We start from the raw sequence: 23393 nt of genomic DNA on the forward strand, positions 1-23393 counted from the left end.
CCGCTAGTGTAGCGAAAAAAGGCGGGCTATGCTAGGCTCATGGACCCCTTTGGCATCCTCTACACGGACCTTTACCAGCTCACCATGGGCCAGGTTTACTTTAGGCTTGGGCTTCACGAGAAGGAGGCCCTCTTCGAAGCCTTCTATCGTAAGAACCCTGACTACGGAGCCCACCAGGCAGGTTACACCATCTTCGCCGGGCTAGATCCCCTCCTGACCTGGATGGAGGAAGCCCGCTTCGGCGAGGAGGAGCTCGCCGCCCTGAGCGCCTTGAAAAGCCGGAGCGGGAAACCCCTTTTCGCCGAGGACTACCTGCGCTACCTCAAGGGGATAGGAGGCTTCCAGGGCCTGACCCTTAGGGCCCTTCCCGAGGGCCGGGTAGCCCACCCCCAGGTGCCCCTCATCAGCGTGGAAGGCCCCCTCCTGCAGGCCCAGCTCCTGGAAACCGCCCTCTTAAACCGCATCAACTACGAAACCCTCATCGCCACCAAGGCGAGCCGGGTACGGGAAGCCGCGGGGGAGGCCCTGGTGCTGGAATTCGGCCTCCGCCGCGCCCCCGCCAAAGGAGGGGAGGCCGCCACCCGGGCGAGCCTCATCGGGGGGGCCAACCGGTCCAGCGCCGTGAGCCTTTCCCACCTCCTTGGGCTTCCCTCCTCGGGTACCCATGCCCACAGCATGGTCCAGGCCTTCTTGGCCCTGGGCCACTCCGAGGAGGAAGCCTTCCAGGCCTTCGCCGAGGTCTTCCCCGACGACACCATCCTCCTTTTGGATACCGTGGACACCTTGGACTCGGGTCTTCCCAACGCCATCCGGGTCTTTGAGCGGTTGCGGCGCAAGGGGCACAAACCGGTGGGGGTGCGCATAGACTCCGGGGATCTCGCTTACCTGGCCATACAGGTGGCCAGAGAGCTGGACAAGGCGGGCTTCCCCGACACCCTCATCGTCCTTTCCGGGGACCTGGACGAGCTGGTCATCTGGCAGATCAAAAGCCAGATTCAGGAGGAGGCCCCCCGCTACGGGGTGGACCCGGACCGCCTCCTCAAGCGCCTGGTCTACGGGGTGGGGACCCGGATGGTGGTTTCCTGGGGTTATCCGGCCCTGGGAGGAGTCTACAAGCTGGTGGCCATCCGGGAAAACGGCACCTGGGCCCCGGCCATCAAGATCTCCGATTCCCTGGAGAAGGTGCTGAACCCCGGGCACAAGAAGGTCTACCGGGTATACGACCGCCGGGGCCTGGCCACCGCTGACCTTTTGACGGCCCACGATGAGGAGGTGCGGGAGAACCAGGCCCTTTGCCTGCGCCACCCCACGGATCCCACCAAGCGCCGCACCCTCCGCCCGGGGGAGTTCACCCTCGAGCCCCTATTGGAGGAAGCCTACCGGGGCAAGCGGCTCTTTCCGCCGTTACCCCTGGAAGTGCTACAGGAAAGGCGGCGAAGGGACGTGGAACGCCTGGACCCCGGGGTGCGCCGCCTGGTAAACCCCCACGTCTACCATGTCTCCCTCAGCGAACGGCTCTTCGCCCTGAAGGAGGAGCTGGTGGCCCGCCTGGGCCAGGGGTAGCTCCCTAGGAGGCCTGGCGGAGTTTGGCCTCCTCGAGGGCCTTCAGGGGCTGGTCCAGGTGGGGAAGGTCGATCACCAGCTCGCGGACCCCGCTTCCCGGGGCCTCAAACATGAGGTCCACCATGGTCTTCTCCAGGATGGCCCTAAGGCCCCGGGCCCCTGTGCCCCGCTTCAGGGCCCGGCGGGCGATCTCCTTCAGGGCCGCCTGGGTAAAGCGAAGCTCGATCCCCTCCAGGCGCATGAGTTCCTGGTACTGCTTCACCAAGGCGTTCTTCGGCTCGGTGAGGATGCGCACCAGGTCGTCTTCCGTAAGGGGATGAAGCTGGACGATGAGGGGGGCCCGCCCCACAAACTCTGGAATCATGCCGAACTTCACCAGGTCCTCGGGGATGACCTCTAAGGGCTCCTCATGGGCTTCCTTGGCCTTGCCACGGGTAAAGCCAATGGTGGTGCGCTCGGTGCGGGCCTTGACGATGTTCTCCAGCCCCTCAAAGGCCCCGCCCAGGATGAAGAGGATGTTCTTGGTGTTCACGGGAATGAACTCCTGGTGCGGGTGCTTGCGCCCTCCCTGAGGAGGCACGTTGGCGATGGTACCCTCAATGATCTTCAACAGAGCCTGCTGCACCCCTTCCCCGGAAACATCCCGGGTCAAGGAGGGGTTTTCCGACTTACGGGCGATCTTGTCGATCTCGTCGATGTAGACGATGCCCATCTCCGCCCGCTCCACATCAAAGTCGGCGTTCTGCAGAAGGCGTAGGATGACGTTTTCCACGTCCTCCCCCACGTACCCCGCCTCGGTCAAGGTGGTGGCGTCGGCGATGGCAAAGGGCACATCCAGGAAACGGGCCAGGGTTTCCGCCAGGAGGGTCTTACCCGTACCCGTGGGGCCGATGAGGAGGATATTGGACTTACCGATCTCCGCCTCCGGATGGAGGAGGCGCTTGTAGTGGTTGTAGACGGCCACGCTCAAGGCCCTCTTGGCCGCCTCCTGCCCCACCACGTACTGGTCCAGGTGGGCCTTGATCTCCTGGGGCTTGGGAAGGCGTGTTGGCCCCTTGGGCCCCCGCTTCTCCTGGCGCAAGAGCTCCTGGGCCCGCTCCACGCAGTCCTCGCAGATGTAGACCTCGGCGATGGGGCTTTCCAAAAGCCGCCCCGTTTCCGGCGGACGCAGGCCGCAAAAGCTGCAGTAGGGTCTAGGCTTCCTCACGGGTCACCACCTGGTCGATCAGGCCGTACTCCAGGGCCTCCTGGGCGGAAAGGTAGTAGTCCCGGTCGGTGTCCTTCTCCACCTTCTCCAGGGGCTGGCCGGTGTGCTTGGCCAGGATCTCGTTCAAAAGCTTCTTGGCCTTCAGGATCTCCTGGGCCTGGATGGCGATGTCGCTGGCCGTGCCCCGGACCCCGCCCCAGGGCTGGTGGATCATCACCTTGGAGTGGGGCAGGGCGTAGCGCCGGCCCTTCTCCCCGGCGGCCAGGATCACCGCGGCCATGCTGGCCGCCATGCCGATGACGATGGTGGAAACCGGAGCCCGGACGAACTGCATGGTGTCGTAGATGGCAAGCCCGGCATCCACCTCGCCCCCGGGGGAGTTGATGTAGAGGCGGATCTCCTGATTGGGATTCTGGGCATCCAGGAAAAGTAGCTGAGCCACGATGATGTTGGCCACCTGGGAGTCTATGGGGGTGCCCAGGAAGATGATGCGATCCTTGAGAAGCCGGGAGTAGATGTCGTAGACCCGCTCGCCGCGGGCGGTCTGCTCTATGACGTAGGGTATGACCATACCAGTCCCCATTGTAGCGGCAAGCCCAGGGGGAAAAGCCCCCTGGGCCACCATGACGCTCCTACAGGAGCTTGGCCAAGGCCTCCTTCACGGCCTTGTCCTGGATGTAGGCCGTCCGCAAGCGGGCAAGGCCCCTCTCCCCAAACTCCCGCCTCAGCTCCTGCAAGGAGATTCCGTAGGAGCGGGCCACCGCCTGCAAGTAGGCCTGCCACTCCTCCTCGCTCACCTCGGGCTTGAGCTCCTCCGCCAGGCGCTCCTTGGCCAAGGACCGCTTCACCCGCTTCAAGGCCTCCTGCCTCAGCTCCTCCCGGAACTTCTCAAACTCCCCCTTCTCCTCCAGGGCCTTGAGGTAGGCCTCGAGGGGAATTCCCTGCCGGGCGAGGTCCTCCGCCAGGTGCTCCAGGAGGTGGCGCTCCTCCGCCTCCAGCATGGAAGGGGGTATTTCCGCCTCCAACCCCTCGGCGAGCTTCTCCAGGAAGGCCCGCTCCCGCGCCTCCTGGTACCGGGCTTCCGCCTGGCGCTTTAGGCTTTCCTGCACCCTCTCCCTCAGTTCCTCCAGGCTCTCCGCCTCGAAGGTCTTGGCAAACTCCTCATCCAGCTCGGGAAGCTCGAGGGTCTTCACCTCCAGGATCTCGGTGCGCACCTCCCGCACCTTCTCCCCCTTCTCGTTCAAGACGGGGACCATGACCACCTCCCCCGCCCGCTTGCCCAAAAGGGCCTCCCTCACGTGGGGAAGGGCCTTGGAGAGGTCAATGGGGAACTCCGCCCCCTCCTCGGTGCGCACGAAAACGTGGTCCTTCTCCTGGGCCTCACGGTCCACAGGCACCAGCTCGGCGTAGCGATGGCGGAGCTCCTCCAAGGCCTTGTCCACCATCTCTTCCGTGACCTCCTCCTGGGCCACCTGGAGGTCAAAGCTCCGCCAGTCGGGAAGCTGCACCTCGGGGTAGTTCTCCACCTCGGCCACATAGCGAAAACCCTCCCCCTCCCTCAGCTCCTCCTCCACCACCCTCGCCGCCACGGGCAGGAGGCCCAGCTCCTGCACCGCAAGGGGATAGGTTTCCTCCACCAGGCGCTCCTTGAGGTCGGACAGGAGCTCTTCCCGCCCGATGCGGGCCTCCACCACCTTCAAGGGGGCCTTCCCCGGGCGGAACCCCGGGATCTTCACCCGCTTGGCCACGTCCCTAAGGAGGGCCTGGTACCTTTCCTCCACCTTCTCCTTAGGTACCTCCACCCGGACCTTTACCAGAAAGCCGGAACGTTCCAGGATTTCCGCCACGCCTCACCTCGCGCTTAAAAAAGGGGCCCCGCCCTTGTGGTGCGAGGAGCGGGACTTGAACCCGCACGGGTTACCCCACCGGATCCTAAGTCCGGCGCGTCTACCGGTTCCGCCATCCTCGCAAAAGGAGGGCGAAGCCCCCCTTTAAAATACCACCCCTTACGGGGTGGCGGGATTGGGGTGAGCGATGGGACTTGAACCCACGACCCCCGGATCCACAGTCCGGTGCTCTAACCAGCTGAGCTACGCTCACCACGCTCAGCATCCGCCATTCTAAGGGCCTAACTACCCTCCGTCAAGGCCTGTAGCCCGCCCTCCAGGCTCATGGCCTCGTACCCTTCCGCCTCCAGATACAGGGCCGCCACCTGGCTGATTAGCCCCTTTTCGCACACCAAGAGCAAGGGAACCTTGGGCAGGTGGTGCTCCCCCGCCTGGATTTTCTCCAAAGGCACCCACTCTGCGGGAAAGGGCAAGGGGGTATGGCGCTTGTCCTTCGGGCGGACGTCCACCACCTTCACCCCCTGGTTCAGGAGGGCCGGGAGTTCCTCGGGTTTGACCCTGCGCATACCCTTGATTGTACCAGGCGAAGGCGATGTCTTGGCGCAAAGTTATGCAGTTAAGCCCGGGTACTTTGCATAAGAAGTGGCATTCTCCTTGGACAACCCGGGCCAAGTATGTTATCCTCGCCCATTGGGTACGCGATGCCGCCGAGAAGAGATCTCAAGAAAATCCTCATCATCGGTTCCGGGCCCATTACCATCGGCCAGGCTGCGGAGTTCGACTACTCGGGCACCCAGGCGGTGAAGGCCCTCAGGGGAGCGGGGTACGAGGCCATCCTGGTGAACTCCAACCCCGCCACCATCATGACCGACCCCGAGCTGGCCGAGCGCACCTACCTGGAGCCCCTCACCCTGGAGTACCTGGAAAGGGTGATCGCCAAGGAGCGCCCGGATGCCCTTCTCCCCACCTTGGGGGGGCAGACCGCCTTGAACCTCTCCATGGCCCTTCACGAGGAAGGGGTACTTGCCCGCTACGGGGTAGAGCTCATCGGGGCCAAGGCTGAGGCCATCAAAAAGGGAGAGGACCGGGAGGAGTTCCAAAAGGCCATGCGCAAGATCGGCCTCGAGGTGCCTCGAGGCCAGATGGTGTCCAGCGTGGAGGAGGGCCTCCACTTCGCCCGCGAGGTGGGCTACCCGGTGGTGGTCCGCCCCTCCTTTACCCTGGGGGGCACCGGGGGCGGTATCGCCCGGGACGAGGCCGAGCTAAGGGAGGTTCTCGGCCGGGGCCTCCTCCTTTCCCCGGTGCACACCGCCTTGGTGGAGGAATCGGTTTTGGGGTGGAAGGAGTTTGAGCTGGAGGTGATGCGGGACCATGCGGACACCGTGGTCATCATCACCAGCATCGAAAACGTGGACCCCATGGGGGTCCACACCGGGGACTCCATCACCGTGGCCCCCGCTCAAACCCTTTCCGATGCGGAGTACCAGCGGATGCGGGACGCCGCCAAGGCGGTGATCCGGGAAATCGGGGTGGACACCGGGGGCTCCAACATCCAGTTCGCCGTGGACCCCAAGACGGGCCGCCAGGTGATCATCGAGATGAACCCCCGGGTCTCCCGTTCCAGCGCCCTCGCCTCCAAGGCCACGGGCTTCCCCATCGCCAAGATCGCGGCCCTTCTAGCGGTGGGCTACCGCCTGGACGAGCTTCCCAACGACATCACCCGCAAGACCCCGGCCTCCTTTGAGCCCACCATCGACTACGTGGTGGTGAAAATCCCCCGCTTCGCCTTTGAGAAGTTCAAAGACCTCCCCAACACCCTCGGGGAGCTTAAAGACGAGCTCGGCACCCAGATGAAGTCCGTGGGGGAGGTGATGGCCATCGGCCGCACCTTCAAGGAAGCCCTCATGAAGGCCCTGAGGGGTCTGGAACGGGACGTCAAGGCCCTGGCCCAGGTGCGCACGGAGGACCTGGAGAAGAAGCTCTACCCCAACCCCGACCGCATCTATGCGGTCATGGAGCTCCTGCGGCGGGGGATGCCCATAGAGGACCTGTACCAGGCCACCCGCATCGACCCGTGGTTCCTGTACCAGATACAGGAAATCGTCCAGGCCGAGGGGTGGCTCCAGCTTCATCCCCCCAAGGACCGGGAGGACTGGCGCTTCTATAAGGGCCTGGGGCTCACCGATGCCCGCATGGGCGAGCTCCTGGGCAAGGGGGAAAAGGAGGTCCGCCAGGAGCGGAAGGCCCTGGGGGTGGTGCCCGTGTACAAGACCGTGGACACCTGCGCCGCGGAGTTCGAGGCCTACACCCCCTACCACTACTCCACCTACGAGGTGGAGGACGAGGTCTGGCCCTCCAGCAAACCCAAGGTGGTGATCCTGGGCTCAGGGCCCATAAGGATCGGCCAGGGGGTGGAGTTCGACTACGCCACGGTGCATGCGGTCTGGGCCCTACGGGAGGCAGGGTACGAGACCATCATGGTGAACTCCAACCCCGAAACGGTGTCCACCGATTACGACACCGCCGACCGCCTTTACTTTGAACCCCTGACCCTCGAGGATGTCCTGAACCTGGTGGAGCATGAGAAGCCCATCGGGGTCATCGCCACCCTGGGTGGCCAAACCCCCCTGAAGCTGGCCAAGGGCCTCGAGGAAGCCGGGGTAAAGCTCCTCGGCACTCCCTTCGCCGCCATCCACAAGGCGGAGGACCGCCAGGAGTTCAACCGGCTCTGCCGGGAGCTGGGTATCCCTCAGCCTGAGGGCCGGGTGGCGGCCACCCCCGGGGAAGCCCTGGAGCGTGCCGAGGAAGTGGGCTACCCCCTCCTGGCGCGGCCCAGCTACGTCCTGGGGGGGCGGGCCATGCGGGTGCTCCAGAGCCGTGAGGAGCTAAAGCGCTACCTGGAGGAGGTCTACGAGCCCCTTCAGGACAAGCCCTCCATCCTCCTGGACCGGTACCTGGAAGGGGCCTTGGAGCTGGACGTGGACGCCCTTTCCGACGGGGAGGAGGTGATGATCGCCGGGGTGATGGAGCATGTGGAGCGCGCTGGGGTGCACTCGGGAGACTCCGCCACGGTGCTGCCCCCGGTGCACCTTTCCCCAGGCGCTTTGGAAAAGGTCAGGGCCTACACCCGGAAGCTGGCCTTGGCCCTGGGGGTGAAGGGCCTTTTGAACGTGCAGTATGCCGTTTTGGGGGAGGAGGTGTACATCCTCGAGGCCAACCCCCGGGCAAGCCGCACCGTCCCTTTTGTCTCCAAGGCCATCGGGATACCCCTGGCCAAGCTGGCCGCCCTCATCGCCGTGGGGAAAACCCTGAGGGACCTGGGGATCCGGGACCTGGACCCCATACCCCCTTACTACGCGGTGAAAGAGGTGGTCATCCCCTGGCTCAAGTTCCCCGGGGTCATCCCGGTTTTGGGTCCCGAGATGCGCTCCACCGGGGAAAGCATGGGCCTGGACGAGGACCCTTACCTGGCCTACTACAAGGCAGAGCTGGGCGCGGGCCAGAGGCTTCCCCTAGAGGGGCGGGTGCGCTTTATCCAAGAAGGGCTTCCCCCCAAGGAAGCCCGTCGGCTGGAAGAACTCCGGCAAGCCTACCTCGAGGCGGGCTTTACCCTCTCCGAAGGGGAATATGACCTCCTCATCAGCCCTGTCCCCCACCCCGAGTTGAGGCGGGCTGTGGGAAAGGGCCTTCCCTTCATCACCACCTTAGAGGGTGCCTGGTGGAGCTTAAAGGCCATTCTCACGGCCAGGGAAAAAGGCCCCGAGGCCAGAAGCCTACAGGAATGGCACGGCATCTTGCAGAAAGCCTGAGGGCAAGGAGGCCCAGCAGTGTACAATGAAGGCCAATGAAGCTCATCGTGGCCATCGTGCAGGATACCGACGCCCCCGGGCTCACCAAAGCCCTGTTGGAGCGGGGCTTGCAGTCCACCAAGCTGGCCTCCACCGGCGGCTTTCTGCGGGAGGGGAACACCACCTTGCTGATCGGGGTGGAGGACGAAAGGGTCCAAGAAGTGCTGGAGCTGATCCGGGAAAAATGCCGCACCCGCACCCGCCTGGTCACCCGGGGCTTTCCCCTTTCCGAGGCCCCCGACCCATTCCTGGCCCAGCCGGTGGAGGTGCAGGTGGGCGGGGCGGTGGTCTTCGTCCTGCCGGTGGAAGGGTTTTTCAAGGTGTGAAGGGCTAGGCCCTGCGCTTAGGCCTCTGGGTACCCTTCGTACCCTTGCGGGATCCCAGAGGGTTCCAAACCCCTGTGAGCTGAAGAGGGTCCTGGACTACCGGGCCCTGGCCCGCTAAAGTGTTTGGGATGGAAGGTGAGCTCTTTCTTCTCAAGGACGCCAAAGGCCGAGCCTTCCTGATTCGCCTTAAGGAGGGTGGAGTCTTCCACCACCACCGGGGCACCGTGCCTCACGAGGAAATCCGCAAGGCTGGCCCAGGGGGAAAGGTGTGGACCCACCTGGGGGAGGAACTTTCCGTCCACCACCCCACCCTGGAGGAGTACCTCCTCCACATGCGGCGTAGCGCCACCCCCACGTACCCCAAGGACGCCAGCGCCATGGTGACCCTTTTGGACCTGGCCCCGGGGATGCGGGTCCTCGAGGCGGGCACGGGCTCCGGGGGACTCACCCTCTTCCTGGCCCGGGCAGTGGGGCCCACGGGGCTCGTGGAAAGCTACGAGAAACGGCCCCAGCACCTGGCCCAGGCAGAGGCCAATGTGAAGGCCTTCTGGCAGGTGGAAAACGTGCGCTTCCACTTGGGCAACCTGGAGGAAGCCTCCTTGGAGCCGGAAAGCGTTCACGGGGTGGCCCTGGACCTCATGGAACCCTGGAAGGTCCTGGCCAAGGCCACGGGGGCTCTTAGGCCCGATCGTTTCCTGGTGGCCTACCTCCCCAACATCACCCAGGTGCTGGAGCTGGTACAGAGGGCTGAGGGCCTGCCCCTCACGTTGGAGCGGGTCCTGGAGGTAGCCTGGCGGGAGTGGGAGATCCGGCTTCCCGTGGCCCATCCTCGCTTCCAGCAGGTGGGGCATACCGCCTTTCTGGTGGTCTTTAGAAAATGGAAGGATTGCTGATCCACGCCTTCCTGCGGGAGCTACGAAAGGAGCTTCCCGCTTTAAACCTGGGCCTGGCCTTTCCCGAGGAAGGTAGCCTGGCCATCCTCCTCAAGGGTCAATCGGGCCGCATCTTCAACCTGGTGGCCCGCTACCGCCCCCCGTCTCCCAGCCTGGCCCTGGAGGAGGGAACCCTCTTGGGAGAGCCCAAGACCCCTTTCCAGCGGCAGGTCCAGGCCCGGGTAAAGGGCCCCCTGCTGGAGGCGGAACAGATCAAGCTGGACCGGGTGGTCCTCTTCCGCTTTGCCGGGGAAAAGGGGTTCGTGGATACCCCACCCGCCACCTTGGTCCTCGAGGCCACAGGGCGGAACGCCAACCTCATCCTTTTGGATGAAGAAGGCGTTATCCTCGGGGTGGATCGCCCCATCACCCGCGAGGTGAACCGCTACCGCCAGGTGAAGCCCGGCCTGCCTTACGTGCCCCCACCCCCTTACGAGAAGCTGGATCCCAGGACCCTGACCCTGGAGGAACTCCGGGTCCTTCTGGAAAAACCCCTTAAGGAAGTGGTGCGCCACGTGGATGGGATAGGGCTGGAACTCCTGCGGGAGCTGGCCAAAAGGGCTGCCCTCACCCCGGAAACCCCCTTGGACGAGGCTGGCCTGGCCAGGGTTTTCGAGGCGCTAAAGGCCCTTGTGGAGAATCCCTCCCTGGGCACCGCTCTTTCCCAGGAGCTCCGGGAAAAGTGGGCCGAGGAGGAGAAAGAGGCCTTGAGGAAGCCGCTCCTCGAGGCTCTAAAGCAGGAGCAGAAGACCCTTTCGGCAAGGCTTTCCGACTACCACCGGGCCCTCGAGCGCCTGGAGGAAGCGGAAAGCTTGCGGCAGAAAGCCGATCTCCTCCTGGCCCGGCTTAAGGAGGTACCCCGGGGTGCGGAAAAGGCGGTTCTGGAAGGGTTTGACGGCAAGCCGGTGGAGATCCCCTTGGATCCCACCCTATCCCCCCAGGAAAACGCCAGGAAGCTTTACGACCGGGCCCGCCGCCTGGAGGAGCTGGCGGAAAGGGCCCTAGAGCTCATCCCGCAAACGGAGGAGAAGCTAAAGGCCCTGGAGAGGGAGATGGAGCGGGTCAGGCAGGCGGACCTCCAGGAGCTCTTGGACCTTTCCCGAAAACCCAAGGAGGGAAAGGGGCCTAGGCTTGGCCTCAGGTACACCTCCCCCTCGGGCTATCCCGTCCTGGTGGGCAGAAACGCCAAGGAAAACGACCTCCTCACCCGCATGGCCCACTCCGAGGACCTGTGGTTCCACGCTCAAGGGGTGCCGGGAAGCCACGTGATCCTTAAGGCAGAGGGAAAGAATCCCCCCCTTGACGACCTCCTCTTTGCCGCCAGGCTCGCCGCCTACTACTCCAAGGCCAGGGGGGAAACCCAGGTCCCCGTGGACTACACCCGCAAAAAGCACGTGTGGCGCCCCAGGAAGGCGGCACCCGGCCAGGTGCTCTACACCCACGCCAAGACCCTCTTCGTGGAGGGGACGCTTCCTCAGGAAGGAGGCGAAGGGTAAACTTGACCTTTGTGAAAAGGGTCATGTTCCACGCCAAGATCCACCGGGCCACGGTAACCCACGCAGACCTACACTATGTGGGCTCGGTCACCGTGGACCAGGATCTTTTGGATGCCGCCGGCATCCTGCCCTACGAACAGGTGGACATCTACGACATCACCAACGGGGCCCGGCTCACCACCTACGCCCTACCCGGGGCGAGGGGGTCAGGGGTGGTGCAGATCAACGGGGCCGCCGCCCATTTGGTGCGCCCAGGGGACCTGGTGATCCTGGTGGCCTACGGCATCTTTGAGGAGGAGGAGGCAAGGAACCTCAAACCCACCGTGGTCCTGGTGGACGATACAAACCGGATTCTTGAGGTGCGACGGGGATGAAGCGGCTTCGGCTTTATCTAGACCTAATCCGCTTCGAGCACACCCTCTTCGCCCTTCCCTTTGCCTACGGGGGGATGCTTCTTGCGGCGGGGGGCTGGCCGGGCCTTCGCACCTTCCTCCTGGTGACCCTGGCCATGGTGGGGGCCCGGACCATGGCCATGGCCTTAAACCGCCTCATAGACTGGAAGATCGACGCCTTAAACCCCAGGACCCAGAACCGGCATCTGCCCAAAGGGCTGGTCAAACCCTGGGAAACCCTTTTTTTGGCCCTGGTGGGCCTCCTCCTGTTGACCCTCGCCGGGCTATCCCTTAATCCCCTCACCACCCGTCTCCTTCCGGTGGCGGTCTTCTTCCTCACCATCTACAGCTACACCAAGCGCTTCACCTGGCTTTGCCACTACGTGCTGGGCCTCACCATCGGGGCTGCCGCCGCAGGTGGCTGGATCGCCGTCACGGGAAGCTTCCACCCCACCGCCTACTGGCTCTGGGCAGGGGTGGGGCTTTGGATCGCCGGATTCGACATCCTCTACGCCACGCAGGACTACACCTTCGACCGCGCTTACGGGGTAAAGAGCATCCCGGCCCGCTTCGGCATCCCCTTGTCCCTCTGGATTGCCCGGGCCACCCACCTTACCGCCTGGCTGGCCTTCCTCCTGGCCGGCCTTAGCTACGGGGCGGGAAGCCTCTACTTTGTAGGCCTCCTTTTGGTGGGAGGGCTCCTCTTCTACGAGCACCGCCTGGTGAGCCCCGAGGATCTAAGCCGGGTGGACCTGGCCTTTTTCCAGGCCAACGTGGGGGTGAGCCTGGGGATGTTCCTCTTTATCGTGCTGGATCTTCTTTGGGGTTAAGGGAAATTGACGGCCAAGGCCTGGGCGCCTATCCTGGTACCATCTGGCCTAAGCCTGGGCTTGGAGGCGAAACGACCCTGGACGCAAAGGCCCACGCTTGGAACGGGCCATACCCCTAGCCTACCTTTCAATCTCCTTGGCCCCCTGGAAAGGCTAGGGGGACTAGGGGTGAAGGGAGCTATAGGAGGAAAGGGGCAAGTGAACGACAAGGAGGAGGCCCTCTTACACTGCCAGCTCCTACGCATGGCCCGTGGAGAAGAAGAAGCGCTAGAGGCCCTGTATCAGACCCTCGCTCCCTGGGTGTTCGCCTTGATCCATAGAATTCTGAAAAATCCGGAAGTGGCAAAAGAGGTTTTACAGGATACTTTCTTGAGGGTCTACCAGCAGGCCTGGCGCTACGACCCCAAGCGGGGCAAGCCCACAACCTTTGTCTATGCCATAGCCCGCAATCTCGCCCTCTCCCGCCTGCGGGGAGAACGGCGGCAACCCCTTAAGGACCCCACCCTGGATCCCCACGACCCCGAGGGGGATCGGGAGGCCACCTGGGGAACCGAGCGGGAAGACCGGGAGGACAGGGTCCGGGTGGTGCAAGCTCTAGAAGACCTCTCCTCTCAAGAGCGCCTCCTTTTGGAAGAGGCCTTCTACCTTGGACTAACCCACCGGGAACTGGCGGAACGCCACGGGTTGCCCCTGGGAACCGTTAAGGCCCGCATCCGCCGGGCCCTGGCCAAGCTGAGGGGAAAGCTGGGGGAGGCGTAGATGGAACACGTGGAGGAACTGCTGACCGACTACCTTACGGGGAGCCTCGAGGCGAGGGACCAAGCCCAGGTGGAGGCCCACCTCCGAACGTGCCGCCGTTGCCAAGAGGAATTGCGAGCCTTGGAGGAAACCTTCTACGCCTTGACCCACGCCCTAATCCCGGTTCCACCGCCCCCGGAAAGCCTAGATCGGATCAGGTCGCAGCTCCGCTGGAACAGGCGGAAGCGAGACGCCATCCGGACCCTTTTCCTTGCCGCCGCCCTGGGAGTGGCCTTCGCCCTGGGGATCTACTTGGGCGGGAAAACGCCCATCCAGGAAACAGCCTTGGAAAAAGTGGCGTATTGGGCCAGCGATCCAGGGGCCCATTGGCGCCTACTGCGTACTGAGGAAGAAAGCCTGGGCCTCCTCCTGTGGCGGGAAGACGGACGCTGCCTGGTGCTGTTCCGGGAACCCCCTCCCCGTGGCACGGTTTACCAGCTTTGGGGAGAGGAGGGCGGTCAGCTTTTTCCCTTGGCTGGGGGGCCAACGCGCATCCTGGAAGCCGACTACGGCCACTTCCGTACCCTAGTCCTCAGCCTGGAGTCCCGGCCGGAAAATGCGGTCTCCGGAAAGCCCAGGCCATCCCCCCCAGCCCGCTTCCTTACCCGCTTGAACCTGCCCTGAGGCCAAGCCCTTTTTTGCCCGGCGAGAACAAGTCCCCTGAAGATCTACCGCATCACCTAACCTCAATCTCTCCCTGCATACCAGGATGGATGCGGCAGAAATAGGGGTAGGTTCCTGGCTGATTCAAAACGATGGGAGCAGAGGTCTGGCCCTGGCTCAGGGTGCCCGTGTCAAAGGCCCCACCCTCGGCAGTGGCGGTGTGGGGTGCGGCATCCTGGTTCTCAAAGCTCAGGCTACCCCCCGAGGCCACGAAGCACCGGGCCGGATGAAAGGCAAAGCCCTGAATCCGGATTACCGAAGGACAGGGCTCCAAACCCCCACCCCCTCCCGTCCGGGGGTAGCATCCCGCCAGCGTCAGGGCGGCAAACATGCCTATCCACATGGAACGCATGCCCACCTCCTCAGTAGCGAACCTCGGTGGCCTGAAGATCGCCGCAGGCCAGGGTTCCACCCACCGGTGTCGGGGTGTTGGCATGAACGTTCACATAGGTGCTACCCCCCGGCAAAGAGGCGGCGGGCAACCGGGTATAGGCCACCGCACGGCCGTTGGCATCCGCCACCAGGGAGGTTAAGCCCAGGATCTGATCCCCGTTCTGCTCCTTACACGTGGCGTTACCCCCGCGGTTGAAGTGGATGTGGTTGGCATAGGCCCCGGATCCCGGCCTCAGGCCCTCCAAATAGACGAAGACCTCCAGCCCCCCTTGGGAACCAACCAAAACCACCGCCCGCCCTTTGAGCCCCTGCCCCGCCAGCTCTGCCAGGTAAACCTCCGGCTTCTTCCCACCCTGGCCCAAGGCCAAGACCACCCAAGCCACCAACGATAAAACCCCCAACCCGAACGCCAACCGCCAGCGCATACCACACACCTCCCCTCACCCCTTACTACGCCCACCTGGATCCAAATGGATGCAGCGCTCCTGCGGGGAGGAGTAGGCTTGAGGTATGGAGGGCATCCGCAAGGCGGCGGAAAAGGCGATTTTGGAGTTTCTGGACCTCTTCCCCATGCCCAGGGGAAGCCTCTTCGTCCTGGGGGGGTCCACCAGCGAGGTCTTGGGGGAAAAGGTGGGAACGAAGCCCAGCCTCGAGGTGGCCGAGGCCATCCTCGAGGGGCTCCTTCCCCCTCTCCTCGAACGGGGGATATGGGTAGCCGTCCAGGGATGCGAGCACCTGAACCGGGCCCTGGTGGTGGAAAGGGAGGCAGCCCGGACCTACAGCCTGGAGGAGGTCACCGTCTTTCCCCATCCCAAGGCGGGAGGAAGCCTGGCCACGGCCGCCTTTCTTCGTTTCCAGGACCCCGTGATGGTGGAATCCCTAAAGGCCCAAGCCCACGGGGGAATGGACATCGGGGGCGTTCTCATCGGCATGCACCTGCGGCCCGTGGCCGTACCCCTTAGGCTTTCCCTGCGCAGGATTGGCGAGGCAGTACTCATCGCCGCCAAAACCCGCCCCAAGCTGGTGGGCGGGGCCAGGGCGGTCTACACCCGGGAGGAGATGCTCAGGAAGCTGGAAGAATATCGGCAAAAGCTTCCCTGAAAAGGGCCGCCACCCCGAGGGCCTCGTAGCGGTTGTAATAACCCATGAGGGAAAGGCGGAATACCCTTCCCTTCAAGGGCCCCTGGCCCCCGGCGATCACCGCCTGCCTTCGGGCAAAGGCCTCCTTCACCTTCTGGTAGGAAACCCCTTCGGGCAGGTAAAAGGCGGCCACCGCCGGGCTTGGCACCTCGGGCACAGGGCTTAACCCCAGCTCCGCCCCAACCCGGTACAGAAGGTCGTTTTGCCAGGCCTTTAAGGCCAGGTGTTCGGGAAGCTTGGGCGACACCTCCTCCAGCACCGCCGCCACCGCCCCCACCAGGTTGATGGCCGGGGTCCAAGCGCTTTCCCCTTCCCTCTGGGCTTTGAGCTCCCGGGAGAGGTTCAGGTAGTAGCCCCGGGGGCGCAAACGTTCCAAGGCCCAGGGGCTTAGGGCCACAAAACCCAGCCCCGGGGGGCACATGAGGCCCTTCTGGCTACCGGAGGCCGCGGCATCCACTCCCCAGGCCTCGAGGGCCACCTCCCGTACCAGCAAGCTGGTCACCATGTCGGCCCCCACCAGACCCTCGGGGTTGGCCTCCTTAAAGGCTTTCGCCAGGGCGGGCAGGTCCACCATGGCCCCGGTGGAGGTCTCCGAGTGAACCAGCAGTAGCCCTTGGTAACCGGGCCTTGCCACCTGGTCCGGGCTCGGTACCTGCCCGTAAGGGAGCTCCAGCCGATCCACCTCGAGGCCCGCGCTTTCCGCAATCTCGGCGAAGCGCTCGGAGAACTTGCCGTAAACCGGTACCAAAACCCTTTCCCCGGGGGCGAAGAGATTCCACACCAGGGCCTCCATGGCCAGGGTGCCGCTTCCCGTGAGGATGAGCACCTCGCCCTGGGTGCGGAAGGCTTCCCGAAGAAGGCTTCGGGCCTTAAGGAAAAGTGCCCTGGCGGGCTCAGTCCGGTGGTGAAGCTGAGGGCGGGAAAGAGCCTCTAGCGCCTTGGGATGAAGCCGCACAGGACCCGGAGTGAGGAGCCAGTCCATGGCAAGAGCTTAGCGCAAAACCCCCCCTACCAGCCGCTGGGTCATGCGGCCCACCAAAAGCATCAAGCCGTGGAGGATGGCTCCGGGCCTCGGCGGATCCCCAGGCACGTACACGTCCACAGGTACCACTTGGTCCACGCCGGACAGAACCTGGGGACTTCCCGCAAACACCCCACCCGAAATGGCCTCGTTCCCCACAGCCACCACCCCTTTGGGCTCCGGCATGGCCTCGTAGGTGCGCCTTAGGGCCTCGGCCATGTTGCGGCTCACGGGGCCCGTGACCAGAAGGGCGTCGGCGTGCCGGGGTGAAGCCACCACCTGGAACCCGAAGCGGCCCATGTCGTTAAAAGGATTGCCAAGAAGGGCGATCTCCGAGTCGGCAAGGCCCGTGTCCCCGGCGCTCACCTCGCGAAAGGCCAGGGTGGGCAGGCGAAGCTCTGTCCGAGGGGAAGGGGGAGGGCCCGGGTCCAGAAACCCTCCCCTTTCCAGGTCCACCCGCTGGACCAGGTCCTCCTTGCGGGTCACGGCCACCTCCAGGGACCTCATCTCCCCCACGGCCTCCGGGTATGCCAGGGCACACCGTCCGCATCCCACGCACCGGGCGAGGTCCAGGCTGAAAATCCCTTCCGCCTCGGCAAAAGCCCCGCTTGGGCAAAGATGGACAAGCCCCTCGCGAACCCTTGGGGTCAAGCCCGCCGGCTTCAGCAAGGGGTAGCCAAAAGCGTGCTGGGGAACCTTCAGGATCTCCTCCAGCTTGCGGGCCAACCTTCCCACCTTAAGCGTGTGCAGCAAGCTCATGGCACCCCCTAGAGGTCGCTTCCCGCATAGGAGAGGTCAAAGGACTTGTTGCAAAGGGGAAAGTCCGGCAAGCCTTCCCCCCGGACCGCAAGCTCCAAAGCCCGCCAGTTCTTGAAGCTCGGGTCCACCCCCTCGGCCATGACCACCTTCCCAGCCTCCACCCGTACGAACCACACCACCTCACCCCTTCCCGCCTCCACCCGGGCCAAGGCCTCACCCTCCCCCAGAGGGGGGTCCAGGGCCAGAGGCCCGGCGGGAAGATGGCGAAGGAAGAAAAGCGCGTAATCCAGGGCCTTAAGGCTCTCCTCGGCATACACCTGGGCCCGGGACAGCACATCCCCTCCCTGGCGCACCACGGGGGTAAAGTCGGGGTAAAGGGGGTCGTCCTGCCTCAGGTCCCTCCCCACCCCGCTGGCCCGGGCCGTGGGGCCCACGAAGCCCAGGGCCAAGGCTTCGGCCCGGCGCACCTCCCCCACATAGCGCATGCGGTCCAGCACCTGGGGATTTTTGAGAAGCCTGGGCAGCAGGCGGGCCAGCTCCTCCCGGTAGGCGGCGATGGCCTCGAGGTCCGGCTGGCCCTCCCGCCACACCCCCCCAACCCTTAGGAAGTTTCTCCCGTAGCGGTGGCCGGTTAACCGGTCCAGTTCCCCCTGCAGAAGAGCCCGTATCCGCCCCACCTGGGTGGCCCCGTAGGCGTAGCCGATATCGGTGAAGAGCCCGGCCAGATGACCCAGATGGCCAAAGGCCCGCTCCAACTCAAGGGCTGCCCGGCGAAGGTGCTGCGCCCGAGAAGGGGCCTCCCAGCCCAAGGCCCTTTCCCAGGCCTCGGCGAAGGCCATGGCGTGGGCCACGGGCTCGCTCCCCGCCCGCTCCACCAGAAGGAGCGCGGCCTCAGCCCCTTTGCCCGGCATCAGGGAAAGCAAGCCCCGGTGCTGGTAACCCAGGCGGATCTCCAGGTTCACGATCCGCTCGCCCAAAACGCTAAACCGGAAGTGCCCGGGTTCGATGATCCCTGCATGCACGGGTCCCACAGGCACCTCGTGGAGGAGGGGAAACTCCCGGAAGGTGTAGGGAAGGTCGTGACGCCGGAGGGGTTTCAACCCGGGGTGCCCCACCGGCTCAAAACCCCTCTCCCAAAGGGCCCGTTCAAACCAATCCAGAGCGGGAAACTCGGCGGCCAGGCTGGGAAAGCGCCTCCTCTCACCCAAGAGGAAGGCTTCGGTGAGGCCTAACGCACCCTTCTGGCCCCCCGGATGCTCTACCCACAGAAGCACCCGGTCTCCATAAGGAAAAAGCGCCACAGGCCTCCCCTCGCGCAGGGCCTCCATCACTTTCTCCACAGCACCACCTCCAACTCCTTAAACACCTCCACCCCCGGGAACACGCCGAGGATCACCAGGATGCCCAGGAGCAACCACAAAATCCAGAGATCCAGGCCCTGCCCCCTAAGGGGTTTCCCCCTACCGAAGCCCATCTGGGCCATGGGAGAAAGGAGGCCAGCAAACGCCATACCCAGGCCCAAAAGGTAGAGCCCCGCCAGCCCAGGCCAGCGCATGGCCGCCTCCACCGCCTTAAACTCGGCGAAGAAGAGGGGAAAGGGAGGCAGGCCCCCGAGGGCCGCCAAGGCCAGGACGTAGGGGATCCCCAAGGCCGGCACGTGGAAGACCAGCCCGCCCACCCGCCCCACCTCCTTGGCGTGCGTGAGGGACAGGATACCGCTGGCCCCCAAAAAGGCCAAGGTTTTGGCCAGGGAGTGGGCCAGGGTATGGTAAAGGGCCAGCCAGGGCAATCCCAGGCCCAAGGCGAAGACCGCAAGACCCATGTGCTCCATGCTGGAGTAGGCGAGAAGCCTCTTGTACTCCTTCTGTCCAAAGAGAAAGAGGGCCGCAAACAAAAGGGTAAGCAGGCCAAAGGTAAGGAGCAGGCTGGAGGCAAAGGCGAAAAGCCCCGCCGCCTGCATGATGGCGGCGTAGCGGAGAAGGGCATAAAAGGCCACGTTGAGGAGGGTTCCCGAAAGCAAGGCCGAAGCCGGCCCCGGGGCCTCGGCGTGGGCATCGGGAAGCCAGGCCTGCAAGGGGAATAGCCCCACCTTGGTTCCAAAGCCCACCAAAAGAAGGGCGAAGGCCACCTTAAGTCCCTCGGGATCGGCCTCCCCCACCAGGGACCGAACCTCTCCCCAGTCCAGGGTGGCCCCGCCCACCAGGGCGTAGACCAGGATGACCCCGATGAGCCCCATGGCGATGCCCACGCTGCCCAGCATGAGGTATTTCCAGGTGGCCTCGAGGGGGCGGGCTCCACCCTTGTGGTAGACCAGAAGGGCCGAGGCCAGGGTGCTACCCTCCACGAAAACCCAGAGCATGCCCAGGTTGTGGGCCAGGTAGGCCCCATGGGCCGAGGCCAGGAAAAGGGCACCCGCCCAGTAGAAGCGCCAGGCTTCTTCCCGGGCGAAGTAGCCCCGGGAAAAAAGCGCCACCAGGGCGTAGATCAGGTCGGTCAGAAGGAGATAAAAGAGCCCTACCCCATCCAACCGGAAAGGACCCGCTGCCGTACCCAGCAGAAACGGAGCCAGAAGAAAGCTGAGGATGGGCACCAAAACGGAAAGCCGCACCAGCAGACCGGCCTCCTTGCGGGCCAGGAAGACCACCAAGGGTGAGAGGACCAGAAGATACAGCACCGTTACCCCCTTAGAGAGCGCATCCTCGCGGTATCCACATGCCCCATTTCCCCCTTGATGCGGAAGATGAGGATCCCCGCCAAGAACACGGCGGCGAAGGCATCCAAGGCCACCCCCAACTCCACGAAGAGGGGCAGGCCGTGGCTCTCGGAAAGGGCCATGAGGAAAACCCCGTTCTCCAGCGCCAGGAAGCCCAGAACCTGGCTTATCGCTTTTTTGCGGCTCACCATGGAAAGGATTCCCAGAAGCACCAAGGAGAGGGCCACGGGCACCCCTTGGGGCAAGGGGGCCTCGGGAAGCACAAAGGCCTTCCCCACCCGGAAGGCCAAGGCGGTGAGGAGCCCTGCCAGAAGGAGGGAGAGGGAAACGGACAGGTACCCCTCCACCTCGTGGCTCACCTCGAGGCGGTCGATCAGCCAGAACAGGTACCAGGGTATGAGCACCCCCTTAACCGCGAAGAGGGCCAGGCCGGCCAGCACGAAGTGCAACTCCCCTCCCGCAAGCCCGAAGGAAACCAGGGCCAAAAGGATGTTCTGCAGGGCGTAGAGCCGGATGATGGCGTCCAGGCTGCGGCGGCTCACCATCAGGAAACCTGTGGCCAGAATGGCCAGGACCAAGGTGTTTAAAAGCGCCATATCGCCCCCAAAAGCGCCAGCACCCCGAAAAGGGTGTTGTACGAAAGAAAGTCCGGAAGCCTCAGGTAGCGGAGCTTTACCCCGTAGGTTTCCAGGTAGGCCAGCGCCAAAACCCAGGCCGCCCCCACCCCCAGGAAGACCAGGGGCTTGAACCCCGGCAACAACAAGGCCATCAACCCCGCATAGAAGAGCATCTTGAGCGACCCGGCAAGCTCGTAGAGGGCCAGAAGAGGGCCGCTATGGTCCAGAATCTGCGCCTCGTGGATCATGGTGAGCTCCAGGTGGGTGGTGGGATCGTCCACCGGCATCCTCGCTCCCTCGGCCAGAAGGCCAAGGGCGAGAGAGGCCAGGGCCAGAAAGAGCACCAAGCTGTTCTCCACCCCAAGCTCGGGTAGACCGCTTAGGGAAAACCCTTCCCCCAAGAGAACTGCCCCGGCCAAGGCCATCAAGGTCCCGGGCTCCGCCAACACCGTGACCACACCCTCCCGGTAACCTCCCTGGGCCCCAAAACTGCTGCCCGCATCCAGGGCCGCCAGCATTTGAAAAAAGCGCCCGAGGCCCAGGAGGTAAAGGGCGAGGAGAAAGTCCCCCTTGAAGGTTGGGCCAGGGAGAATGGGCAAGAGGGCCAAGGCCCCCAGGGTTCCCAAAAGGGCCAGGATGGGCCCGAGGAGGAAAAGAGGGGTGGTGGGATGGGGCGCTATCCAGACCTTCCGCCAGAGCTTGATCAGATTTCGGTATTCCACCAGCGGGCTAAGCCCCTGCCGGTGGGTAAGCCTAGCCTTCAGCCACTTGACGCTTCCCGAAAAAAGCGGAGCCAACACCAGGGCCAAGAGCGCCGTCATAGCAAGACCACCCCCAGAACCACCACCAAGGTGAGGAGTTGCAGGAGAAGGTAAAGGTGCAGGCTTCCTGACTGCAGGGTTTGCACCCAAGCCGCAAGGCGGGCGTAGATCCGCCCCACCCCGGGGTACACCTCGGCCAAGGGTTCCTCCAGACGGGGATGCTCCCCCACCTGGAGGCGAAGGAAGGGGAAAAGGCGAAGGGCCGGTTCGGCGAAGCCCAGGCCGTTGGGTTGCATCCTGGGGCTGAGGGGCTGGAAACCGCAGTCCCAGGTACCGTAGGCCCGCATGGGCATCCGGAGAAGGCCCCGGTAAAACACCCCAGCCAGAACCCCAAGAAGGATCAAGAGAAGCCAGTTGGGGTAGGTGGGAACCCCAAGGGGGTCCAGGACCAGCCCGGGCACCAAGGCCAGAAGGAGGAGGAGCCCCGCCAGCACCCCAAGACCCAGGCGCATCCCCTGGGTCCAGTGCAGGGCAGCCTCGCCTCGAGGCAGGCCCAAGAAGGCTAGCCCGAATAGGCGCACGTAGAAGTAGAGGGCCAAGGCCCCCACCAGGGCCAAGGCCCCGGCAGCCAGGGGCACCAGGAAAGGCCCCTGCAAAAAGCCTTGGTAAAGCTGCCACTCCGCAAGAAACACCGGGCCAGGAGGCAGACCCGCCCCCACCCCCATTCCCCACAAGGCGAGGGCTCCAAGTCCGGGAGCCTTGCGGAAAAGCCCACCCAGGTGGGAAATCCGCCGCTCCCCCAGGGCTCCTGCCCCCAGGAAAAGGAGCCCCTTGAACAGGGCATGGGCCACCTGATGGAGGAAAAAGGCCCCCAGGAGCAAGGGCATGGGCTTCAGGAAATAGGCCCCCAAGGCGGCAAGCATGAGGCCCAGGTTCTCCACGCTGGAATAGGCCAAAGCGCCCTTTAGGTCCTCTTCCCCAAGGCCCCGCACCAGGGCGTACACCGCACCCAGAAGGCCCAGGAGGAGCAAAACCCACCCCACCCAGGGCGGGGGTGGACCGAACCAGTACTGGGACTGGTACAAGCCAAGAAGGCCCAGCTTGGTCATGGCCCCGGAAAGCAGGGCCGAAACCGGGCTTATGGCCACCGGGTGGGCTTGAGGCAACCAGGCGTGGAAGGGGAAGAGGGCTGCCTTCACCCCGAAGCCCAAAAGAAGCCCGGCCCAGACCCAGTCAGCTCCCACATGTCCGTGCCCCAAAAAGGCCAGGTAAAGCCCAGCCCCAGAAAGGCGGCTCGCCAGGAAAAAGGCCCGGGCCCCTGCCAGGGCGTTTGGCCCCTCGAGGGCGATGAGAAAATAGCCCAAAAGGGCCATACCCTCCCACAAAAAGAGGAAGCCAAGCCCAGGGGAAGCCAAGGCCACCCCCGCCATGGTAGCCAAGAAAAGGGGAAGCAGAAGGCCATAAAGGTGCGCCTCACGGGGGTGATGGGCCAGGTAGGCAGGAAGGTAGGGAGCGAGGCTCAGGGTCAAGGCTCCGAGGAGAAAGAGGTAAAGGTACGGAGCACCCAAACCCGAAGCCCAGCCCATACCCCCCAGCACCCCCCAAGCCAGGCCCGCCATGCCCAGGAAGAGGGAAAGCCCCCGGAAACGCCAGGGAGTCCCGGCGGATAGAAGCGCCAGGGCCAAGGGCAAAAAGGTCCAAAGGGGGCTCATTCCTCCTCCCTCAGGGCTTCCAGGCGCTCCCTTTCCGCCTCGAGGTGCCGCTCAAAGATCCGCCGCCCCAGATCCAAGAAGGCGTAGACCTCCGGGTCCCGGGTGCGGTAGTAGACCATCTGCCCTTCCCTCCTGGCCTCCACCAGGCCCCGCTCCCGCAGGAGGGAAAGCTGCCTGGAAAGCACCGACTGTTCCACCCCGAGCTCCCGTTGCAGGGCGGAAACCGAGCGCTCTCCCCCCCGCAGGGCATCCAGGATGGCTAGGCGCAAGGGATGGCCCAGGGCCTTAAAGAACTCCGCCTTGTAGCGGTGGAGGGTGCTAGGCATACATCCTCCTTTGGCTATATGCATATAGCCACATACTTTCAACCTTAGG

24 protein-coding genes and 2 tRNA genes are annotated in these 23393 nt (G+C 64.3%); 10 read left to right on the forward strand and 16 right to left on the reverse strand.

Going from position 1 to position 23393, the window contains the following annotated elements:
- The first annotated feature begins 39 nt into the window (after nt 1-39).
- Nucleotides 40-1563, forward strand: a complete 1524-nt coding sequence (locus KQ693_RS10005) for a nicotinate phosphoribosyltransferase (RefSeq protein WP_267261151.1) — start codon at nt 40-42, stop codon at nt 1561-1563.
- A 4-nt stretch (nt 1564-1567) separates the two neighbouring features.
- Here the strand turns inward: KQ693_RS10005 and clpX are convergent, their stop codons facing one another.
- From clpX to KQ693_RS10035, 6 genes are all read right to left on the reverse strand, one after another.
- Nucleotides 1568-2770 carry an ATP-dependent Clp protease ATP-binding subunit ClpX gene (clpX, locus tag KQ693_RS10010; RefSeq protein ID WP_015717294.1) on the reverse strand — a complete coding sequence of 401 codons (1203 nt, stop codon included), beginning with the start codon at nt 2768-2770 and terminating at the stop codon, nt 1568-1570.
- Nucleotides 2757-3341 carry an ATP-dependent Clp endopeptidase proteolytic subunit ClpP gene (gene clpP, locus KQ693_RS10015; protein WP_038031487.1) on the reverse strand — a complete coding sequence of 195 codons (585 nt, stop codon included), beginning with the start codon at nt 3339-3341 and terminating at the stop codon, nt 2757-2759. The genes clpX and clpP overlap by 14 nt, the downstream gene beginning before the upstream one ends.
- Nucleotides 3342-3402: 61 nt before the next feature.
- Nucleotides 3403-4617 carry a trigger factor gene (tig, locus tag KQ693_RS10020; protein WP_267261152.1) on the reverse strand — a complete coding sequence of 405 codons (1215 nt, stop codon included), beginning with the start codon at nt 4615-4617 and terminating at the stop codon, nt 3403-3405.
- A 37-nt stretch (nt 4618-4654) separates the two neighbouring features.
- A tRNA-Leu gene (locus tag KQ693_RS10025) sits at nt 4655-4739 on the reverse strand.
- A gap of 54 nt (nt 4740-4793) precedes the next feature.
- A tRNA-His gene (locus tag KQ693_RS10030) sits at nt 4794-4870 on the reverse strand.
- 28 nt (nt 4871-4898) lie between these two features.
- On the reverse strand, nt 4899-5183 hold the full coding sequence (locus KQ693_RS10035) for a rhodanese-like domain-containing protein (protein WP_267261153.1): 285 nt from the start codon (nt 5181-5183) through the stop codon (nt 4899-4901).
- A 135-nt stretch (nt 5184-5318) separates the two neighbouring features.
- Here KQ693_RS10035 and carB point away from each other — a divergent pair, with 135 nt between their 5' ends.
- The 8 genes from carB to KQ693_RS10075 all read left to right on the forward strand — a co-directional run bounded on the left by carB (nt 5319) and on the right by KQ693_RS10075 (nt 13863).
- Nucleotides 5319-8426, forward strand: coding sequence for a carbamoyl-phosphate synthase large subunit (gene carB / locus KQ693_RS10040; protein WP_267261154.1), 3108 nt, complete (start codon nt 5319-5321; stop codon nt 8424-8426).
- Nucleotides 8427-8461: 35 nt separating this feature from the next.
- A complete protein-coding gene (locus KQ693_RS10045; RefSeq protein ID WP_015717299.1) occupies nt 8462-8791 on the forward strand; it encodes a cyclic-di-AMP receptor in 330 nt (109 codons plus the stop codon).
- Nucleotides 8792-8919: 128 nt separating this feature from the next.
- On the forward strand, nt 8920-9684 hold the full coding sequence (locus tag KQ693_RS10050; protein ID WP_267261155.1) for a tRNA (adenine-N1)-methyltransferase: 765 nt from the start codon (nt 8920-8922) through the stop codon (nt 9682-9684).
- Nucleotides 9669-11219 carry an Rqc2 family fibronectin-binding protein gene (locus KQ693_RS10055; RefSeq protein WP_038031495.1) on the forward strand — a complete coding sequence of 517 codons (1551 nt, stop codon included), beginning with the start codon at nt 9669-9671 and terminating at the stop codon, nt 11217-11219. Before KQ693_RS10050 ends, KQ693_RS10055 begins: the two co-directional genes overlap by 16 nt.
- Nucleotides 11220-11242: 23 nt before the next feature.
- Nucleotides 11243-11593 carry an aspartate 1-decarboxylase gene (gene panD / locus KQ693_RS10060; RefSeq protein WP_038031501.1) on the forward strand — a complete coding sequence of 117 codons (351 nt, stop codon included), beginning with the start codon at nt 11243-11245 and terminating at the stop codon, nt 11591-11593.
- On the forward strand, nt 11590-12441 hold the full coding sequence (gene mqnP, locus KQ693_RS10065) for a menaquinone biosynthesis prenyltransferase MqnP (RefSeq protein ID WP_054392012.1): 852 nt from the start codon (nt 11590-11592) through the stop codon (nt 12439-12441). The genes panD and mqnP overlap by 4 nt, the downstream gene beginning before the upstream one ends.
- Nucleotides 12442-12639: 198 nt before the next feature.
- Nucleotides 12640-13200, forward strand: coding sequence for an RNA polymerase sigma factor (locus KQ693_RS10070; RefSeq protein ID WP_267261156.1), 561 nt, complete (start codon nt 12640-12642; stop codon nt 13198-13200).
- The gene (locus KQ693_RS10075; RefSeq protein ID WP_267261157.1) at nt 13201-13863 is read left to right on the forward strand and encodes an anti-sigma factor; all 663 of its coding nucleotides are present in this window, start codon (nt 13201-13203) and stop codon (nt 13861-13863) included.
- Nucleotides 13864-13915: 52 nt separating this feature from the next.
- On the opposite strand, the gene KQ693_RS10080 is transcribed toward KQ693_RS10075, so the two are convergent.
- Together KQ693_RS10080 and KQ693_RS10085 are read right to left on the reverse strand one after the other, a co-directional pair.
- Nucleotides 13916-14245 carry a cupredoxin domain-containing protein gene (locus KQ693_RS10080; RefSeq protein ID WP_248595786.1) on the reverse strand — a complete coding sequence of 110 codons (330 nt, stop codon included), beginning with the start codon at nt 14243-14245 and terminating at the stop codon, nt 13916-13918.
- A 19-nt stretch (nt 14246-14264) separates the two neighbouring features.
- Nucleotides 14265-14720, reverse strand: coding sequence for a hypothetical protein (locus KQ693_RS10085; protein WP_244922427.1), 456 nt, complete (start codon nt 14718-14720; stop codon nt 14265-14267).
- An 85-nt stretch (nt 14721-14805) separates the two neighbouring features.
- On the opposite strand from KQ693_RS10085, the gene KQ693_RS10090 reads away from it, so the two are divergent.
- The gene (locus KQ693_RS10090) at nt 14806-15396 is read left to right on the forward strand and encodes a TIGR01440 family protein (protein ID WP_028492963.1); all 591 of its coding nucleotides are present in this window, start codon (nt 14806-14808) and stop codon (nt 15394-15396) included.
- Here KQ693_RS10090 and KQ693_RS10095 read toward each other — a convergent pair.
- From KQ693_RS10095 to KQ693_RS10130, 8 genes are read right to left on the reverse strand one after another with little or no spacing between them, the layout of a single operon-like run.
- Nucleotides 15359-16417, reverse strand: coding sequence for a pyridoxal-phosphate-dependent aminotransferase family protein (locus KQ693_RS10095; protein WP_054392007.1), 1059 nt, complete (start codon nt 16415-16417; stop codon nt 15359-15361). The genes KQ693_RS10090 and KQ693_RS10095 overlap by 38 nt on opposite strands.
- 9 nt (nt 16418-16426) lie before the next feature.
- Nucleotides 16427-17215 carry an NADH-quinone oxidoreductase subunit B family protein gene (locus tag KQ693_RS10100; protein ID WP_015717306.1) on the reverse strand — a complete coding sequence of 263 codons (789 nt, stop codon included), beginning with the start codon at nt 17213-17215 and terminating at the stop codon, nt 16427-16429.
- An 8-nt stretch (nt 17216-17223) separates the two neighbouring features.
- On the reverse strand, nt 17224-18555 hold the full coding sequence (locus KQ693_RS10105; protein ID WP_015717307.1) for a hydrogenase large subunit: 1332 nt from the start codon (nt 18553-18555) through the stop codon (nt 17224-17226).
- Nucleotides 18543-19889 carry a proton-conducting transporter transmembrane domain-containing protein gene (locus KQ693_RS10110; protein WP_015717308.1) on the reverse strand — a complete coding sequence of 449 codons (1347 nt, stop codon included), beginning with the start codon at nt 19887-19889 and terminating at the stop codon, nt 18543-18545. Before KQ693_RS10110 ends, KQ693_RS10105 begins: the two co-directional genes overlap by 13 nt.
- Nucleotides 19890-19891: 2 nt before the next feature.
- Entirely contained in the window at nt 19892-20524 is a 633-nt protein-coding gene (locus KQ693_RS10115) for an NADH dehydrogenase (protein ID WP_015717309.1), read from the reverse strand.
- Nucleotides 20512-21366, reverse strand: coding sequence for a respiratory chain complex I subunit 1 family protein (locus KQ693_RS10120; RefSeq protein WP_267261158.1), 855 nt, complete (start codon nt 21364-21366; stop codon nt 20512-20514). Before KQ693_RS10120 ends, KQ693_RS10115 begins: the two co-directional genes overlap by 13 nt.
- Nucleotides 21363-23018: a proton-conducting transporter transmembrane domain-containing protein gene (locus KQ693_RS10125; RefSeq protein WP_267261159.1), complete on the reverse strand. Its 1656-nt coding sequence runs from the start codon at nt 23016-23018 to the stop codon at nt 21363-21365. Before KQ693_RS10125 ends, KQ693_RS10120 begins: the two co-directional genes overlap by 4 nt.
- Nucleotides 23015-23344, reverse strand: coding sequence for an ArsR/SmtB family transcription factor (locus KQ693_RS10130; protein WP_015717312.1), 330 nt, complete (start codon nt 23342-23344; stop codon nt 23015-23017). Before KQ693_RS10130 ends, KQ693_RS10125 begins: the two co-directional genes overlap by 4 nt.
- Nucleotides 23345-23393 lie beyond the last annotated feature (49 nt).

The sequence above is a fragment of the Thermus brevis genome (assembly GCF_026427635.1).
Classification (GTDB): Bacteria; Deinococcota; Deinococci; order Deinococcales; family Thermaceae; genus Thermus; species Thermus antranikianii.

Bases quoted from the DNA above. Each gene is read 5' to 3' on its own strand.
- KQ693_RS10035 (WP_267261153.1), bottom strand. From the start codon at position 5,183: ATGCGCAGGGTCAAACCCGAGGAACTCCCGGCCCTCCTGAACCAGGGG.
- carB (WP_267261154.1), top strand. From the start codon at position 5,319: ATGCCGCCGAGAAGAGATCTCAAGAAAATCCTCATCATCGGTTCCGGG.
- KQ693_RS10120 (WP_267261158.1), bottom strand. From the start codon at position 21,366: ATGACGGCGCTCTTGGCCCTGGTGTTGGCTCCGCTTTTTTCGGGAAGC.
- KQ693_RS10100 (WP_015717306.1), bottom strand. From the start codon at position 17,215: ATGAGCTTGCTGCACACGCTTAAGGTGGGAAGGTTGGCCCGCAAGCTG.
- KQ693_RS10045 (WP_015717299.1), top strand. From the start codon at position 8,462: ATGAAGCTCATCGTGGCCATCGTGCAGGATACCGACGCCCCCGGGCTC.
- KQ693_RS10005 (WP_267261151.1), top strand. From the start codon at position 40: ATGGACCCCTTTGGCATCCTCTACACGGACCTTTACCAGCTCACCATG.
- KQ693_RS10125 (WP_267261159.1), bottom strand. From the start codon at position 23,018: ATGAGCCCCCTTTGGACCTTTTTGCCCTTGGCCCTGGCGCTTCTATCC.
- KQ693_RS10080 (WP_248595786.1), bottom strand. From the start codon at position 14,245: ATGTGGATAGGCATGTTTGCCGCCCTGACGCTGGCGGGATGCTACCCC.
- KQ693_RS10050 (WP_267261155.1), top strand. From the start codon at position 8,920: ATGGAAGGTGAGCTCTTTCTTCTCAAGGACGCCAAAGGCCGAGCCTTC.
- KQ693_RS10095 (WP_054392007.1), bottom strand. From the start codon at position 16,417: ATGGACTGGCTCCTCACTCCGGGTCCTGTGCGGCTTCATCCCAAGGCG.
- KQ693_RS10055 (WP_038031495.1), top strand. From the start codon at position 9,669: ATGGAAGGATTGCTGATCCACGCCTTCCTGCGGGAGCTACGAAAGGAG.
- mqnP (WP_054392012.1), top strand. From the start codon at position 11,590: ATGAAGCGGCTTCGGCTTTATCTAGACCTAATCCGCTTCGAGCACACC.
- clpP (WP_038031487.1), bottom strand. From the start codon at position 3,341: ATGGTCATACCCTACGTCATAGAGCAGACCGCCCGCGGCGAGCGGGTC.
- KQ693_RS10130 (WP_015717312.1), bottom strand. From the start codon at position 23,344: ATGCCTAGCACCCTCCACCGCTACAAGGCGGAGTTCTTTAAGGCCCTG.
- KQ693_RS10115 (WP_015717309.1), bottom strand. From the start codon at position 20,524: ATGGCGCTTTTAAACACCTTGGTCCTGGCCATTCTGGCCACAGGTTTC.
- KQ693_RS10075 (WP_267261157.1), top strand. From the start codon at position 13,201: ATGGAACACGTGGAGGAACTGCTGACCGACTACCTTACGGGGAGCCTC.
- panD (WP_038031501.1), top strand. From the start codon at position 11,243: ATGTTCCACGCCAAGATCCACCGGGCCACGGTAACCCACGCAGACCTA.
- KQ693_RS10085 (WP_244922427.1), bottom strand. From the start codon at position 14,720: ATGCGCTGGCGGTTGGCGTTCGGGTTGGGGGTTTTATCGTTGGTGGCT.
- KQ693_RS10090 (WP_028492963.1), top strand. From the start codon at position 14,806: ATGGAGGGCATCCGCAAGGCGGCGGAAAAGGCGATTTTGGAGTTTCTG.